The 15,237-nt window shown below is 48.4% G+C and carries 12 protein-coding genes; 3 read left to right on the forward strand and 9 right to left on the reverse strand.

All coding sequences use genetic code 11. The features are described 5' to 3' along the window. Positions 1-126: 126 nt before the first annotated feature. Both ACYVFD_RS03635 and lepB read right to left on the reverse strand, forming a co-directional pair. A complete protein-coding gene (locus ACYVFD_RS03635; RefSeq protein WP_461088392.1) occupies positions 127-2,769 on the reverse strand; it encodes a TonB-dependent receptor in 2,643 nt (880 codons plus the stop codon). A gap of 343 nt (positions 2,770-3,112) precedes the next feature. Further along, a complete protein-coding gene (gene lepB / locus ACYVFD_RS03640) occupies positions 3,113-4,282 on the reverse strand; it encodes a signal peptidase I (RefSeq protein ID WP_461088393.1) in 1,170 nt (389 codons plus the stop codon). Positions 4,283-4,543: 261 nt separating this feature from the next. On the opposite strand from lepB, the gene bla reads away from it, so the two are divergent. Continuing rightward, entirely contained in the window at positions 4,544-5,410 is an 867-nt protein-coding gene (gene bla, locus ACYVFD_RS03645) for a class A beta-lactamase (protein ID WP_461088394.1), read from the forward strand. An 8-nt stretch (positions 5,411-5,418) separates the two neighbouring features. Here the strand turns inward: bla and ACYVFD_RS03650 are convergent, their stop codons facing one another. From ACYVFD_RS03650 to ACYVFD_RS03665, 4 genes are all read right to left on the reverse strand, one after another. Beyond that, positions 5,419-6,255, reverse strand: a complete 837-nt coding sequence (locus tag ACYVFD_RS03650) for a DUF5694 domain-containing protein (protein ID WP_461088395.1) — start codon at positions 6,253-6,255, stop codon at positions 5,419-5,421. A 99-nt stretch (positions 6,256-6,354) separates the two neighbouring features. Further along, entirely contained in the window at positions 6,355-7,146 is a 792-nt protein-coding gene (locus tag ACYVFD_RS03655) for an SDR family oxidoreductase (protein ID WP_461088396.1), read from the reverse strand. Between the two features lie 8 nt (positions 7,147-7,154). Continuing rightward, positions 7,155-7,586 (reverse strand): hypothetical protein, encoded by a 432-nt coding sequence (locus ACYVFD_RS03660; RefSeq protein WP_461088397.1) that lies wholly within the window; start codon positions 7,584-7,586, stop codon positions 7,155-7,157. 65 nt (positions 7,587-7,651) lie between these two features. Further along, a complete protein-coding gene (locus tag ACYVFD_RS03665) occupies positions 7,652-8,509 on the reverse strand; it encodes a sigma-70 family RNA polymerase sigma factor (RefSeq protein ID WP_461088398.1) in 858 nt (285 codons plus the stop codon). Positions 8,510-8,665: 156 nt separating this feature from the next. Between ACYVFD_RS03665 and ACYVFD_RS03670 the strand changes: the two genes are divergently transcribed. After that, positions 8,666-9,982, forward strand: a complete 1,317-nt coding sequence (locus ACYVFD_RS03670) for an aminotransferase class V-fold PLP-dependent enzyme (protein ID WP_461088399.1) — start codon at positions 8,666-8,668, stop codon at positions 9,980-9,982. 62 nt (positions 9,983-10,044) lie between these two features. Here ACYVFD_RS03670 and ACYVFD_RS03675 read toward each other — a convergent pair whose 3' ends face one another. The 3 genes from ACYVFD_RS03675 to ACYVFD_RS03685 all read right to left on the reverse strand — a co-directional run bounded on the left by ACYVFD_RS03675 (position 10,045) and on the right by ACYVFD_RS03685 (position 13,833). Beyond that, complete coding sequence (locus tag ACYVFD_RS03675) at positions 10,045-10,818, reverse strand: hypothetical protein (protein WP_461088400.1); 774 nt, start codon at positions 10,816-10,818, stop codon at positions 10,045-10,047. A gap of 103 nt (positions 10,819-10,921) precedes the next feature. After that, a complete protein-coding gene (locus ACYVFD_RS03680; RefSeq protein ID WP_461088612.1) occupies positions 10,922-12,553 on the reverse strand; it encodes an ATP-binding protein in 1,632 nt (543 codons plus the stop codon). A 50-nt stretch (positions 12,554-12,603) separates the two neighbouring features. Continuing rightward, complete coding sequence (locus ACYVFD_RS03685; RefSeq protein WP_461088401.1) at positions 12,604-13,833, reverse strand: sensor histidine kinase; 1,230 nt, start codon at positions 13,831-13,833, stop codon at positions 12,604-12,606. Between the two features lie 344 nt (positions 13,834-14,177). Between ACYVFD_RS03685 and ACYVFD_RS03690 the strand changes: the two genes are divergently transcribed. After that, positions 14,178-15,158: a Gfo/Idh/MocA family protein gene (locus tag ACYVFD_RS03690; RefSeq protein ID WP_461088402.1), complete on the forward strand. Its 981-nt coding sequence runs from the start codon at positions 14,178-14,180 to the stop codon at positions 15,156-15,158. Positions 15,159-15,237: the final 79 nt, after the last annotated feature.

The raw sequence follows: 15,237 nt of genomic DNA on the forward strand, positions 1-15,237 counted from the left end.
CTACAGAAGTTTCAACGTCGAGCTATAGCATAACAAGCAGTTTTTCAGTATAAAGGAATTTGCGTGTTCGCCCGTGGGGACTGCGTCCAGTTTTTGTTACTGGTCCACCAACTACGGGATGTGTATCTATGGGCGACCCCGTCCACCACCAGCAGGGGCTGCCTGTTGCTGCTGGCCATCGTTGCCGCCACCGCCTTCACCTTTTACATCGTCGTTTTCAATTGACTTCTTCCGTTTGCTGTCGACGAACTTCATCTTACCAATTTTGTAGCTGAAGGTCAATCGAACACCCGCATTGTAGAAGCTATTGATACTCGACTGGCTCAGGATCGATGAGCTCGACTCCGAACGGACCGTAAAGGGATGGTTCAGGAAGTTTTCGGCAACAAGACCAATGCTCCCTTTTTTCTGGGCAATCTCTTTCCGGAAACCGATGTTGTAGAAGGCAAACGAGCCCTGATACCCCTGTAGCTGAATTCGGCGACCCATCATACCGCCACCGCCCTGAAGGCCCCAGCCATTACCGATGGTGTAGGTGCCAAAGAGCCGTCCGCCCAATACCCAGCCCGAATTGGATGCGGCATAAATCGGGTTGGCGTTATTGTTTGTCAAATTAACGTGCATCAGATCGAAGCCGCCATTAAGCTGTAGTTTCGATGAGAAGTTGATGTTGCCGAACACGTTCATGCCATAGGTGTCTTCGTAGCCAACGTTCTGGTAATTGGTCCGAATGGCCGTTTGGGCGATGTTGTTCACCAGTACGGAAGCTGTATCCCGTACGCTGGTAATCTCGTTGTTGGTCCGGCGGGCAAAAATGGACGTCGTCAGGTAAACCGCTTTCAGAGGCATCGACAGACTCAACTCCACATTGTCGGTTAGTTCAGGCGATAAGTATGGGTTACCCTGGCTGATGTTAGTTGGGTTCGATGAATTGACGTTGGGGTTCAGGAACTGGATACCAGGCCGTTGGAGCCGACGGTTATAGGCCAGTTTCAGGGTTTTGTTGCCTTTCAGACTCTTCGAAATATTGACGCTAGGTACCAGGTTCCCATAGTTCGACAGTGAAATAGGTGTACCCGTTTGCTCCGAGCCAAACCGGGCATCCAGCAGCGTATATTCATACCGAGCCCCCGCTTTAAGGGTGAATTTTTTAGGCAGTGCGGCCGTAAATGAAGCATAAACACCCAGAATCTGCTGTTGATAGTTCAGCGAATTGTTTGACCGGGTATTGTCTACCACATAATCGCCGGTAGCGCCCTGCGCAATGAAATAGGTATAGTCACTATTTACCTGACGGACAATGCCTTTACCTCCAAATTCCAGCAATGTTTTCTGGCTCAGGGGTGTCTGGTAATCAATCTGCAACGTCGATTCCTTGTTCTGGCTGGGATTGTCGTTCCGCTGCCGCGACAGGATGGTATGCATATCTGTGGCACTCAGCAGATCGGCCGTGAAATCATTCTGGCGATTGTTCTGGCTAAACAATCCCAGAACGCTTAGTTCCTGCTGTGGTTTGTAGGTTTTGGTGTAGGTTACATTTGCGTCGAGATTGCCATTGTTGTCTTTCGTTGACACATCACGAAGGTTGAGCACAGGATTAGTGACACCAGGCAGGTAGGTGGTTGTCAGCAGGCCATTCTGGGTGACACTACCGTTCCGTGCGCCGTAGCGTACACTGGCTGTCAGCGACGTATTTTTGTCGATGTCGTAATCCCAGCCCAACTGATAGTTGCCAAACAGCCGCTGAGAAAGGGTATTGGCGTTTTGAATGGTTACCTGATTGCCGGTAGCCGTTTTGGTGGTCTGTGTATTTTGAAATTCACCTTTCACGTTGTACTCGGCCCGGCCAAATCCCCCTAATGAAAAGCCCATTTTACCGGTGCGGTAGTTCGCATTCAGCCCCAGGTTCGATCCCCGGTTGCCGACCCCACTGTTTACGTCGAGGGTCAGACCCTGTAAGGTGGTTTTCTTAGTAACAATGTTGATAATGCCACCCGATCCTTCGGCATCGTACTTGGCAGAAGGGCTGGTGATCACTTCAACGCTCTTGATCATATCGGCCGGAATCTGCTTCAACGCATCGGCTACGCTGGAAGCGACAATGGTGCTCGGCTTGTTGTTGATCAGGACCTGAATGTTGCTGCTCCCACGAAGGGTCAGGTTGCCGTCGAGGTCAACCGTCAGCATCGGGACTTTCCGCATCACATCGGCGGCATCGCCCCCTTTGGTCGTTACGTCTTTTTCGGCATTGTACACCAGACGGTCCACTCGTTCTTCAATCATAGCTGCCTGGCCCGTTACGGTGGCTTCGGCCAGAGTCCGAACATCGGCCGGAAGGTTGATGACGCCCACGTTGATTTCTGAACCTTTAGCAATGGTGATCGGAGCCGACAGGCGGTTTTTGTAGCCAATAAACGAATACTGAAGTTTGTACGTGCCGGGTGCCAGTTTCGACAGGGTGAACTTTCCCTTTTCGTCGGCGGTGGTACCGTCAATGGGCTTGTTGGTTTGCGTATTGATCAAGGCAATGGTGGCATATTCAACGGGTTTGCTGGTTGTTGAATCCATCAGGATACCCGAAATTTTACCATTCCCTTTGGGTTGCGTGTCGGTATCGGTGCCGGGGATAAACGTTTTTTCTTTTTTCTGACCAAAACCATCCTGACCGCCGGGGCCACCAAATCGACCACCACCGGGTCCACCGCCACCTGGTCCAAATTGAGCAAAAGCTGTACTGCTCAGTAAAAGCAAAAGAAGTATTTTTTTCATGGGATTACTCCGCTGTAGTGAGGTGCTTAAATCGATGGGCCGAAATTGATATGTAAAGCCAGCGTCCGAAAATGAATGTTGCCGAATGCCCGATTTTGGGTGGTGGATCGGGGTTTTTGAGCGACAAGGATAAGTAAGTCCGAATTTAACTCACCAAAAGAAAGGCTTAAAGAATTTAGAAATGATTGGTTTGCAAAAAGCTGATATTCAGTAGATATTAAGCTATTTATACGCCAAAGGCCAGAATCCGCTAACAAAATTCTGGCCTCTGGTTGTATAAGTATATCTACCGACTAGATTAATCTGTACTGTGAACTGCTGGAAAGGAGAAACCTATTCGCCTTTAATCAATTAATCGGAACAGGCGATTCCAGCGGATTTTGTGCCACACATCGGCCGGAACCGGATCAATAGACATCCAGACAAAGACGGCTTTACCAATAATGTGGTCGGCAGGCACAAAACCCCAATAGCGAGAGTCTTCCGAATTGTGCCGGTTGTCGCCCATCATAAAATAATAGCCCTGTTTGAAGGTGTAGGATGTTATAGGCTGCCCGTTGATTTTAATGCTCGTTGGCGTTACGTCTACCTTTTCATTGCCTTCGTATCGCTCGATGACGGGGCCGTATAACGCAATGGTTTGCTGGTTGATTGGGATCGTCATGCCCTGTTTTGGTATGGTAAGCGGCCCGAAATTGTCCTGATTCCAGGTAAATGCTGAACTGCCGTAAATGCCGGGCCCTGCCTGACCAGCTGGTTCCATCATGGACTCGATGCCTTTAACCCAGTCGAACTCTTTAAATTTGGCAATCATATCTTTGGTGGTGTTGACCCGATAACCGACCAGCTTATACGTTTTGGTTGTATCGTTGTAAACGGCAAGAGGCTGCCAGTTGATGAAAGGCCCTTCCGCCGATTTAAAATCGTTGACAATGTCGTATTTGCGGAAAAAGCGCTCATCAAGTTCTTCGGTGGTTTTGATGAAATAGGTGGTCTGTGCCCGGTCGGGTGTGGGCATCATTTTGCCGTTCACATACACCTGCTCCTGCTTAATGTCAATGATGTCGCCGGGAATGCCGATGCAGCGTTTGATAAAATCGGTTTTCAGGTCGGTAGGGTAATCGGTCTCACCCGTTTTTGGGGGTGGATAATTGAACACAACGACATCCCCATTTTTTACGGTCGTAAAGCCGGGTAGCCGATAAATGGGTAACTGAATCGCTTTGCTAAACGACGGAATCTCGGTGCCCCAGATTTTCTGATGGGTGAGGGGGACCTGCAAGGGCGTTTTGGGTGTACGAACGCCGTAGTGGAGCTTACTGACAAACAGGTAATCGCCCACCATCAGGTCGCTCTCCATGGAAGGGGTCGGAATAGCGAAGGCTTCGAAGGTGAGGAACCGAATAAGTGTGGCGGCTATAACCGCAAACAGAATCGAGTCGAGCCATTCCCGAAGGGGTGACTTTTTAGGTTTAGGGGCTTTGTCAGTAGCCTCAGTTTTCTTGCCAAACATAAACGAGCGTGCGAATTAGGGGACAGAACCAATGAACACTTAGCACCAATCGTCGCCAGACTGTACGTAACGATGCGGCTAAGAAGTGAAAGATACGCGTTACGCCAAACCGCCTGAATCTATTTTACATGGATGGCTTTATGACAGGTTGACTGTCGGAAAGTTGGGAGATATGACTAATTTTCCGACAGTTTTCCCTCAATCATGCTGGTACACACACGTTTATTCCAAAGCTTCCTTCTCGTTACGACTACGTTGGTTATGACCGTTTCCACGAACGCCCAAGTGGAGAAACGAATTCCTAAATCAGTCGAGCAGCTTCGTCGCCAGATCGAGCAGATTGCGCAGGATGCCCAAGGGCGTGTAGGTGTTGCGGCTACGTTACTGGAAACGGGAGAGTCGGTAGGGTTTCAGGAGAATGAGCAGTACCCAATGCAGAGTGTTTATAAACTGCCAATCGGTATGGCCGTGCTGCATCAGGTCGATCAGGGGAAGCTTGCCCTAACCCAGGTGATTCATGTGACGCAGAGTGACTATATATCTGAGCGACAGCACAGTCCGATTCGAGACAAATTCCCTCAGGGAACCGACATAACGATTGCTGAACTTCTTCGGTTTGCTGTTTCAGAAAGCGACGGGTCGGCCAGTGATGTTTTGTTGCGGGTAGTTGGTGGGTCGCAGGTAGTGATGTCGTACCTGAAAACGCTGGGTGTTATAGGAGTGATGGTCCTGAATACGGAGAAAGAGATCGGTAGCGACAACGCAGTCCAGTACCGGAACTGGGCAAAACCAACCCAGGTAATTACCTTATTGCGAGCCGTTCAGGAAGGGAAGGGGCTTTCCAAAACTAGTCATGCATTCCTGCTCCATCTGCTGACCGATACCCAAACAGGCCTTCAGCGACTGAAAGGATTACTTCCGCCAGGCACACCGGTAGCGCATAAAACCGGCACTTCCTGGACGATCGACGGCGTGACAGCCGCTACCAACGATGTTGGCATTTTTACCTTGCCCAACGGGCGTCATATAGCCATTGCCGTGTTCGTCTCCGACGCCAAAACCGACACGAAAACACGCGAAGCCGTTATTGCCCGAATTGCCAAAGCTGCTTTGGATTACTGGTATTGATTGACTGCTTACTTCAACACGTCGGCTAAGTCAATGAGGTCAAAATACGGGTGCATCTGGAAGTAGTGGCGTAAAGAAAGCATGTGCGTAGACCCAAACAGAACAATATGAAACTGATCGGTTGGTTCGGCCTGACGGAGGATGTTCGTGAAAATTTTCGCGTTCCGGTCGTACCAGCTTGTTATGAATTCAACGCCTGTGTAGTCGTTGTCGTAGCCGGAAGATGGAGCATATACAAAAAAATCGGCGCGGTCGCCAGCCCCTGCTTCGGGTGAGTTGACATAAAGCAGATAGTCGATCAGGGTTGAGTTCGCTAGCTTTTTGGTTTTCTTTGGATACGGATAGGACAGGCTGAGTAGTTTGTAAGCAGCCATTTTACGAAGAGCTACCGAATCTTTACTGGTTCGCGCGTCAAAGGCCTGCAACTTATCGTAGGGGAGGGGTTGTTGATGGTCGACGCAAATAACGCGCGGAAGTCCAGCTTTACGGGCGGTTCGCATGGCCACCTGGAAAATTTCATTACTTACCGAGTTGGTGTCGAGTTTCCCAGACTGGTATTGTGCATATAAGCTATCCCAATGGGCCTGCCGATCGGGTTCATTTTCAACAAAAATCTTATCTGGTTTCAGTCGAGCTAGTTGATTCGTTAGTTGCTGAAGTTCCTGTTGTCGTTTTACCGAGAATAAATCGTCGAAGGCAATTTTACCCTTGTCGCCAGTGGGACCGAAATGGAATGTGCCGATAAGAAGTATTTTTATTTTGGGTGTGGTTTGAGCACTGGCCGAGACAGCCCAAAGAATAAGGCTAAGCGAAAAGAAAAAACGAGTCATTAGTGGATGGAACATTGTATGATCGCATAGATAGCCAGAAAAGGCTAAAGTCCCAAACTAAATTACTACATGTTGGCTCGCCCACGATACAATCGCGGACGAACCAGCAACGTGTCAGGTTTCCTGTAAATAGTCTTCCCAGGTTTTTGAGCCTATGGCCTTTTCCGGGCAGGTATTGGCCCCTATGGCGAAACCCTTCATGAGTGTCCCCAGCACAGGAAGGGGCAGGATTGGTTTCGACAAGTTTTGGTAGTTCATCCACGACCGAACCAGTGTTTTGAAATCCAATACCTGTGGCCCTCCCAGATTGAGTATGGTGTTCTGATTGCCAGCCAAGGCCAGTTGATGAAGCTCGTGGGCGACCGCGTCAACATGGATGGGCTGGGCCAGTAGCTTTCCAGGCAAAAAACCAATGGGATAGCGCATCAGCTTACCGATAAAAAAATCGATTAAGTTGTGAAACTGAGTGGCTCGTAGAATGGTATATCGAACCTGACTGTTACGGATTAAGGCTTCCGATTCGAGCTTGGCCTGGTAATACGAATACGGTATTTTATCGATTCCCACTATAGAACTGTAAATCAGATGCTTTACCTCTGACGTCGGGATGGCGTTTACTAAATTCCGCGTTAAAACAGCTTCGAAAGATTCCCTGCCAATTTTTCCATTGCCGCTGGCCAGGTGAAAAACCGTATCGACACCCTCCAGCGATTCCGTCAAACCTTCGCCCGAAATCAGATCGACATGCTTCCAGTTATCAGCCGCCAATTGATTGACAAGGCTGTAAGACTCCGATTTGACCGGATGCCGACTGCCGATCAGAAAATCAACCTGTTTGTTGTGTAGCCAATTGACCACGGCCGAGCCCAGTACACCCGTACCGCCAAGAACTAAGATTTTATTCATCAGGAAAATCAGGGGTTAATTTTTTGAGTTGTGTTGGGTCTGTATAGCAGGAGGGGAATCAGTAAAATCACGCTCAGTGAAAGCGTTACCACATTGCCAATCTGATCAGCTATCGGCAGCCTATGCAAATGCCCCATATGATACCATAAATGAGGTACATTGAACACCAGCAGGCTGATCGCAACTGCTCTGGCCGTAACGAGATGTGGAGCGAAAAGAGCCAACGAACTGAGGACGGTAAGCGCTAGAAAAAACGCACCTACATCGCGAACCAGATGCTCATTGTACGGACCATCGACAGCGACCCATACATGGCCGAAGCCTGGAAAATGACTATAAAAATCGTGGGGCCAACCGAACGCCCAGATGCCCGGTACGCTGTTGGCTAGCATGAAATAAAGCAGGAGGACCTGCACCCAACGGGGATGTTTGTGTACCATATGCGTGAAACCTGAAACTGTTTCGCGCAAGACAAACCAACCGTCGGTTTTGTGACAGCCTTCGGTTATTTTTTCTGGAGGTGAGCCAGTTTGTCGGGATTGCGGAGGGAGAAAATGTGACTAATGCCCTGTTCATCAATATCCAGCACCATAATTGTTGTCAGCGTTTGCGTGTCACGATCAGAAAACAGAAAGGCGATTGATCCATTGATCAGCGCCACTCTGACGGTTAATTCCTCACCTCGCTTGTCGATCAGTGACCGAAGGTAACGCTCAACCACAGTTTGCCCAAACAACGGATTAATGGCGGTGGGTACTTTGCCTCCTCCGTCGGAATACAGCACAACATCCGTTTTTAGTAATTGCATCAGACTGTCGATGTCGCCGGTTTCGCTGGCCTGGGAAAAGGCGTTGAGTAACGTTTGCTGTTGATGTGGATCGAGCGTAAATCGACGGTTCGACCTGGCTATTTTTTCCTTCGCCCGGTGATAGAGCTGACGACAGTTGGCTTCGGTTATGTCGAACTGCTCGGCCAGCTCGGAATAGTCCAGCTCGAAACTTTCTTTCAGCAAAAAAATGGCTCGTTCCAGGGGTGAAAGTTTTTCCAGCAGTAATAAGAAACCGTAGGAAATATCGAGTTTGGCATCCAGTACTGGGTGTGGACTTACGATTGGTTCGGCTAACCAGGTACCTTTATACGCTTCGCGCTGACGTTTGACGGCATTCAGGTGATTAAGCGATGCGTTTATAACACTTTTGGCCAGATACGCTTTCATATCCTGAATGGTTTCCGATGACCGGCTGAGCCAGTTCGTCAACGTATCCTGAACAATATCTTCACTGATCATGATCTCGCCGGTCATCCGATAAGCGATGGAAAACAGAAGTGGGCGATAGCTATCAATCGCGTCAGTCGTTTGCATAGACAAAACTAATCAGATTCTTTTCGACAGGATGAACAGGGTTATTTTTGTTACAATCCTGTTCGTCCTATCGAAAAGGGAATCTCAAACGCATGAACAACCGAAAAAACATGTAGATTTACCGGTACAGCACTCATCCTCATATACATAGCTACAATGTCGACTCGCAGAGCGTTTTTCCGTCAATCCGCGGCCGCAGCCACCGGCGCCCTTACTCTTCCATCGTTTCTTCCTGAAACCTTCGCCAGTCCTGTCTCAACCGCCGATGCCGGACTCAAATCAGCTACCGAGTGGGCAAAGGATGAAGACTTCTGGGCTTGGGTAAAATCGGAGTACACTGTATCGCCAAACCTGCTGAATCTGAATAACGGGGGTGTTTGCCCGCAACCCAAGGTCGTGCAGGATGCGCACATCCGGTTTTATCAGTACAGCAACGAGGCCCCCTCGTATTACATGTGGCGGATTCTGGACCAGGGCCGTGAGTCGTTGCGGGAAAAACTGGCCGATCTGGGAGGCTGCTCACCTGAAGAAATTGCGATCAACCGAAATGCAACGGAGGGGCTGAATACTGTCATTTTTGGACTAAATCTGAAACCCGGTGATGAGGTGGTGCTGACCAAACAGGATTACCCCAATATGCTCAACGCCTGGAAGCAGCGTGAAAAACGGGATGGCATCAAACTGGTATTCCTGGATCTGAACCTGCCTAGTGAGAATGAAGATGCCCTGGCGGAGCAGTATATCCGGGCCTTTACCCCCCGTACTAAAGTGGTCCATGTCACGCACATGATCAACTGGATTGGGCAGGTGATGCCCGTACGAAAAATTGCCGATGAAGCCCATAAGCGTGGCATCGAGGTAATTGCCGATGGAGCGCACTCGTTTGCGCTGTTCGATTTCAAAATCCCTGATCTGGGTGCCGATTATTATGCAACAAGTCTGCACAAGTGGCTGTGTGCGCCATTTGGTAGTGGCATGCTCTATATTAAGCAAAACAAGATTCGTAACATCTGGGCACTGCTGTCAAACAACGAACCCGATGGGCCGGATATTCGAAAGTTTGAGAGCCTGGGTACGCGTTCGTTTGCTTCGGAAATGGCCATCGGCACTGCCGTCGATTTTCATAACAGCATTGGATCGGCGCGGAAGTTTGCGCGGGCGCATTACCTCAAAAATTACTGGATGGAGCGGGTGAAGGATTTACCGGGGGTGAAAATCCATACATCCCTCAAGCCTGAATTTGCCGGGGCCGTTGCGCTGTTTTCCATCGATGGTATGAAACCGGCGGAGATTGACGGACAGCTACTGAACAAATACAAAATTCATACAACAGCCATTGAGTGGGAAAACATTAAGGGCGTACGGGTAACCCCGCACGTATATCACACGCCTAAAGACCTCGACCGACTGGTTACTGCCATCACGGCCATATCGGAAAAACAGGCCCTGGCCAGTAAGCAAAAGAAAAGCTGATTATAAAAAATCCCGTGGCCTGACATGTTACGGGATTTTTCATATATAGAGAAAGCGGTAGGCTACGAGTGCTCATTCAACTCCTTCCTGACTTTGGCAACCAGCCACGGACGAGCATTTTCGACGACCAGTTGCGAACGCTTCTGGCGATTAGGCCGCATGAGCAGGTAATATGAAGATACTGTTGCGATTAGGTAACCGATGAACAAAACGTTACCCATAGCACCCAAAACAGAAGGCAGGATAAGCAGTACGGCAAATAACACCGAGGTAGTGTATAGTGATTCGGTGAACAGCCCAATCCGGCCAAACAGAAAATAAAATACCCGCACCCAAACGTAGGTGTTCAACACCAGAAACAGACTGAGTAACCAGGACGCCGAGTGAGGTTCCTGTAGCAGATGGAGCGCGCAGAACAGGTGGAGTGTTGTGACAAATACATAGCTCGACACCATAACCGCTTTTGAGCCTGATACGATCGGAGTTTGAGAATAGGACGTTGGTATATGCCCGGCTAAGGCAACGCCTGCTGCCAGCATTGCCCAACCTGCATGTTCGGTGAAGTAAGCCAATAGACAACTGGCTAATTCGAGACAGCCCGAGCCAATATGAATGTAGAGAAGCAATTGGCGTTGCCTGGAAATAAAGAATTTGGGGTGGGGTGGATGGCTAAAATGGTAAGCCAGAACAAATACGTTTAAAAAAGCGGAAATCTCACCCAGTACCAGTTTTCCAGACTGCCCATGATTGACCGGCTGCTGGGGGAGGAAATTGAAGCAATAAATAGTGGCTAGTGTTAAACCGGCCACAACCAGATAATACATAAACGATTTCATCACAACTCAGTTGAGTACCTGCTATTCGGCGGTAAAACAAACCGGTTCGTACCGATAAACCATACTGAATCGTGCAAAATTCGTGTGTTTAGCAAATCAGGGATTAATGAACAGAAGCGGTTAGGAAATCGGCCATATGAGTAGGCTGACCACTAGAAACGTCAGGAATTGGCAAACTGATCGTAAACACAGCCCCATCCTGATTAGCTACCGTTATTCCTCCGCCATGCGCTGTGATATATTGCTTGACAATGGCTAGCCCTAATCCTGTTCCATTGGCTTTTTGGCGCGTTACAAAAGGATCAAACAATGTTTTGAGAATGTCGCCGGGAATACCAGGGCCATTATCCTTAATTGTCAGCTCCAGTTGATGAGTGGCTTGGTTCTCCCTGGCCGTCAGGCTAATGGTTGGATTCGCAATTTTATAGGTTTTCAATACGTCAACGGCATTGGCGAACAAGTTGATAAACACTCGGCGGAGTTTATTCTCATCTCCCCATAAGATTAGGCTCTCCGGAATATCATTCTGAATGTGAACCTCCTGTAATTCTACCTGATTTGTTAAGAACTGAAGGCTATTGTCAAGGAGTTTCGATACACTGACTGCCTGCTTGTCAATCGACGCTCCCTTCACGAAATCCAGAAAATCCGTAAAAAGCAAAGCCGCCTGATCGCCACACTCATCTATTAAATCCAGCCATTCGCTTCGAATATTTTCGGATCGCATCATCGTGGTCATCATCCGAATGTTATTGAGCGGAGTCCGTAAATCATGCAGCACCATGCTCATGGCCTGACCAATAGCGGATAGCTTCTCTTTCTGGATCAACTCTTCATGAAGTTCAGCATTCCGAATGGCCTTAGCGGCATTTTGAACGTAGAGTTTAAGTAGATATAATTTCTCGGTTTTTAACTGGTCAGGCTTATTTAAGATGGCGAATAACGTGTATTTGTCCAGCCGGGTGAGTACCAGTTCGTCCATCTGTACCACGTCTTCGCCATACCAGGCCGTCGATTGAACCATATCTTTCAAGCGTTCCAGATTGATCGATTCCTCAACTGTACCAATTGCGAATATCTTTTCGTACGAGAAGTCTTCATGGAGTTTGCCCAGTACGGCCAGATCGGTTTGCAGATGCGTGGTCAGTTGCTGAAAAATATTTTGCAGCAAATGCGTCAACTGGTGGCCTTTCAGACTGATCGAGGAAATGTCGGCAATCAGGGTTTCGAGATTACGGAGCTTATGGTAGTCTGCAATCGCTTTCGTGGCCAACTGGACTATTTCCTCAGCAGCGTAAGGTTTACAATGATACCCTACATTCTGTCCGGCCTGGGTAATCACGTCTTCAATCGATCGATCGCTATAGGCCGTTACAAATATGATTTCAGCTTTTTTATCATACTCCCGGATATGAATGGCTGTTTCCAGGCCATCCCATCCCGGCATTCGCATATCCAGGAAAATAACGGCATACGGGCGACCGGCAGCTAGTGCCTGTTTTATCATCTCCAGCCCTTCCATACCATTAGCCGCTTTATCGACGGTGAACGTTGGTAGATTACTGGTTCGGGGTGCTAGTAAGGGTTGTGGGCTCTCGAAGAGCAGATTGGCTGCCAGACGCATAGATTCGTCTTCCGGTACGTTCCGGTGAGGCACTAATATTTCTTCGATGTTATTGCGTACTAGTTCTTCGTCGTCAATGACGAGCACGGCCGTATTGGTAATATCGGTCATCACACCTGTTGGTTTTAAAGGAATATGTCAGTGAAATACGTTGTGAGGCACTACTTGTCCGTACGAAATTTGACCGTAGCCAGTGCTCCCTGACCCAGTCCCGGACTGGTTAATTGGATTGAGCCAGCATGACTCTCAATAATCATTTTGCAATTGTAAAGGCCCAGGCCGGAGCCCGATGTTTTCGTTGTAAATGAACGGGTAAATAGCTGCTGGCCTGTTGACTCGTCGAAACCAGAACCGCTATCCTGAATCGCAACCGACACCCATGGAGACTGGAGCGACAACTGAACTAAGATGTGCTTTGTAACGGCCGAATTATCAATGGCTTCGATGCTGTTTTTAAGTAAGTTAAGAAAAACCTGCATCAGCTTGGTACGATCTCCTTTTAGCATCGGGATTTCGTTGGGTATTTCCAGCGTAACGGCAATGCCTCGTTTATCCAGCGAAGCGAACAGCATGGCCATACAGTCGTTAAGGATGCTGCGTAGGTTGACAGGCTTTCGCTCCTGGCTATCATTACCGGCCACATACTGCCGTTGAATGGTCAGAATTTCCTGAATGTGCGTAATGATATTGAGCTGTTCGGTAATGTAATTGCGCAACTCCTGTTGCGTGTCTTGCTGGACTTTGACAATACCCTTGAGCATGGTAACGACCGCTGCCGCCCGGTCGGCTCCGATAGCCGTAGCCATCTGCTCTTGTTGACGTTCCATGAAAAGTGTCAGATTGGTTAAGTTATCGGGACTATTTTGATCAACGGCTCGTCGAATCCGTGTCATGTAAGAACCAAAACCAACCACAGCGTTGCCAATATCGTGTAATACGCCGGAGGCAATTTCGAGCTTACTCTGGGTAATGGCTTTACCTAGTTCGGCTTCCTGTCGCTGTAGCTCTTCCAGATGGCGCTGCGTAATATCTTCCAGACTGAACATGATGCAGTCTGTACCAAACTTGGTGACCGTAAACGTGAAATAGTTCGGTTGATTATCGGGCGTATTGGGTAAGGTCACCTGATGGCGTTCATCGAGTAAAATAAGCCCTTCCTCCTGAGGGAAATAGCGGACTTTTTCGATCGCAGGAAAACCAATCAGTTCAAGTAGCGTAAATAAGTTGTCACTAGGACAGGCAAAGGACGTTTGAATTAGGTTGAGCCATTTTTCGCCATACCGATTGGCTTCCACAATAGATCCCACCTGGTTTATTTCAATTAAGCCAAGTGGGGCATTTTTCATTATGGTGCGCAGTTTCTGCTCATGCTGATTGGTTGTTGCCTCCATATACATGGAATCGGTAATGTGGTTTTAATAGGTTGGGACTATGCGGTTTGTATTTTGTGCTCAATATATCCATATGATAACTGTATTGTGTATTTCTTTACTATAAGGTATATTAAAAAGATCGCTATGTATTATGAATGTGAAAATATTTAACTAAAAGTGGATTAAATCAAAATAGGTGCAGAGTTTTCGTCGGGAATAGACACAAGTGGAGGATTGGTGAACCAAAAAGGACTGTATATCGGAGTTAAGCGACCATTTGCTGAAAAGCGAATTGGGCATCGGTAAACCAGGGCATAAACTGCTTTTAAGAAGTAGCAGTTTATTCAAAACACGTATTATTTATGGATCATTTGTCTTGGGGAATTATCGGTTGTGGCGACGTAACTGAAGTGAAAAGCGGCCCGGCCTTTAACAAAGTACCTCATTCGAGTCTGGTGGCAGTTATGCGCAGAGATGCCGAAAAAGCGGCCGATTATGCCCGGCGTCACAACGTCCCCAAGTGGTACACCGATGCCGATGCCTTAATCAATGATCCTGACGTTAATGCCATCTACATAGCCACGCCCCCCGACAGCCATGCCGATTATGCTATTCGGGCAATGCGGGCCGGTAAACCTACCTATGTCGAAAAACCAATGGCCCTGAATGCCGCTGAATGCGAAGCTATGAACCAGGTAAGTCGGGAAACGGGCGTTCCGCTGTTTGTCGCGTTTTACCGGCGAGCTCTGCCATACTTCGTAAAAGTAAAAGAGCTGGTTGATCAGAAAGTGATTGGCGATGTTCGGTATGTGCATGTTCAATTGAACTGGGAACCGGCAGATCGGGAACTGGGTAAAGCCTCCGTACCAAACTGGCGGGTTAACCCAACCCTCTCGGGTGGAGGGTTGTTGCATGATCTGGCTTCTCATCAGTTCGATTTTCTGGAATTTTTGTTTGGTCCCGTCAAAACCGCCAACGGCATTTCCCGAAATCAGGCGGGCATGTACGAAGCCGACGACATCGTAGTGGCCAACTTTGAGTTTGAATCTGGTGTGCTCGGTTCGGGCAACTGGTGCTGGACTGTGAATAAAGAACAACGGCTTGAGCAAACCCAGTTGATCGGTTCCAAAGGCAAGCTCACGTTTTCCTTCTTCGAAAAGTTTATTATAAAACTCGAAACCGAGTCAGGCACAGAACAAATTGACGTACCCTTCCCAGATCACGTTCAGCAACCACTTATTGAGCTGATTGTCAGCGAACTTCGGGGGGAAGGCAAAAGCCCAAGTACAGGCGAAACTGGCGCCCGGTCAAATCAGATATTAGACTGGATAACAGGGCAGTAGAGACGCAATCCCTTGCGTCTCATACGCGTCAGCAATAAACCATCCGGTCAGGAGACGCAAGGGATTGCCGCAACGGCGG

The organism is Spirosoma gilvum (assembly GCF_054776815.1).

Bases quoted from the DNA above. Each gene is read 5' to 3' on its own strand.
- ACYVFD_RS03685 (WP_461088401.1), bottom strand. From the start codon at position 13,833: ATGGAGGCAACAACCAATCAGCATGAGCAGAAACTGCGCACCATAATG.
- ACYVFD_RS03670 (WP_461088399.1), top strand. From the start codon at position 8,666: ATGTCGACTCGCAGAGCGTTTTTCCGTCAATCCGCGGCCGCAGCCACC.
- lepB (WP_461088393.1), bottom strand. From the start codon at position 4,282: ATGTTTGGCAAGAAAACTGAGGCTACTGACAAAGCCCCTAAACCTAAA.
- ACYVFD_RS03675 (WP_461088400.1), bottom strand. From the start codon at position 10,818: ATGAAATCGTTTATGTATTATCTGGTTGTGGCCGGTTTAACACTAGCC.
- ACYVFD_RS03655 (WP_461088396.1), bottom strand. From the start codon at position 7,146: ATGAATAAAATCTTAGTTCTTGGCGGTACGGGTGTACTGGGCTCGGCC.
- ACYVFD_RS03650 (WP_461088395.1), bottom strand. From the start codon at position 6,255: ATGTTCCATCCACTAATGACTCGTTTTTTCTTTTCGCTTAGCCTTATT.
- ACYVFD_RS03665 (WP_461088398.1), bottom strand. From the start codon at position 8,509: ATGCAAACGACTGACGCGATTGATAGCTATCGCCCACTTCTGTTTTCC.
- ACYVFD_RS03690 (WP_461088402.1), top strand. From the start codon at position 14,178: ATGGATCATTTGTCTTGGGGAATTATCGGTTGTGGCGACGTAACTGAA.
- ACYVFD_RS03680 (WP_461088612.1), bottom strand. From the start codon at position 12,553: ATGACCGATATTACCAATACGGCCGTGCTCGTCATTGACGACGAAGAA.
- ACYVFD_RS03660 (WP_461088397.1), bottom strand. From the start codon at position 7,586: ATGGTACACAAACATCCCCGTTGGGTGCAGGTCCTCCTGCTTTATTTC.
- bla (WP_461088394.1), top strand. From the start codon at position 4,544: ATGACCGTTTCCACGAACGCCCAAGTGGAGAAACGAATTCCTAAATCA.
- ACYVFD_RS03635 (WP_461088392.1), bottom strand. From the start codon at position 2,769: ATGAAAAAAATACTTCTTTTGCTTTTACTGAGCAGTACAGCTTTTGCT.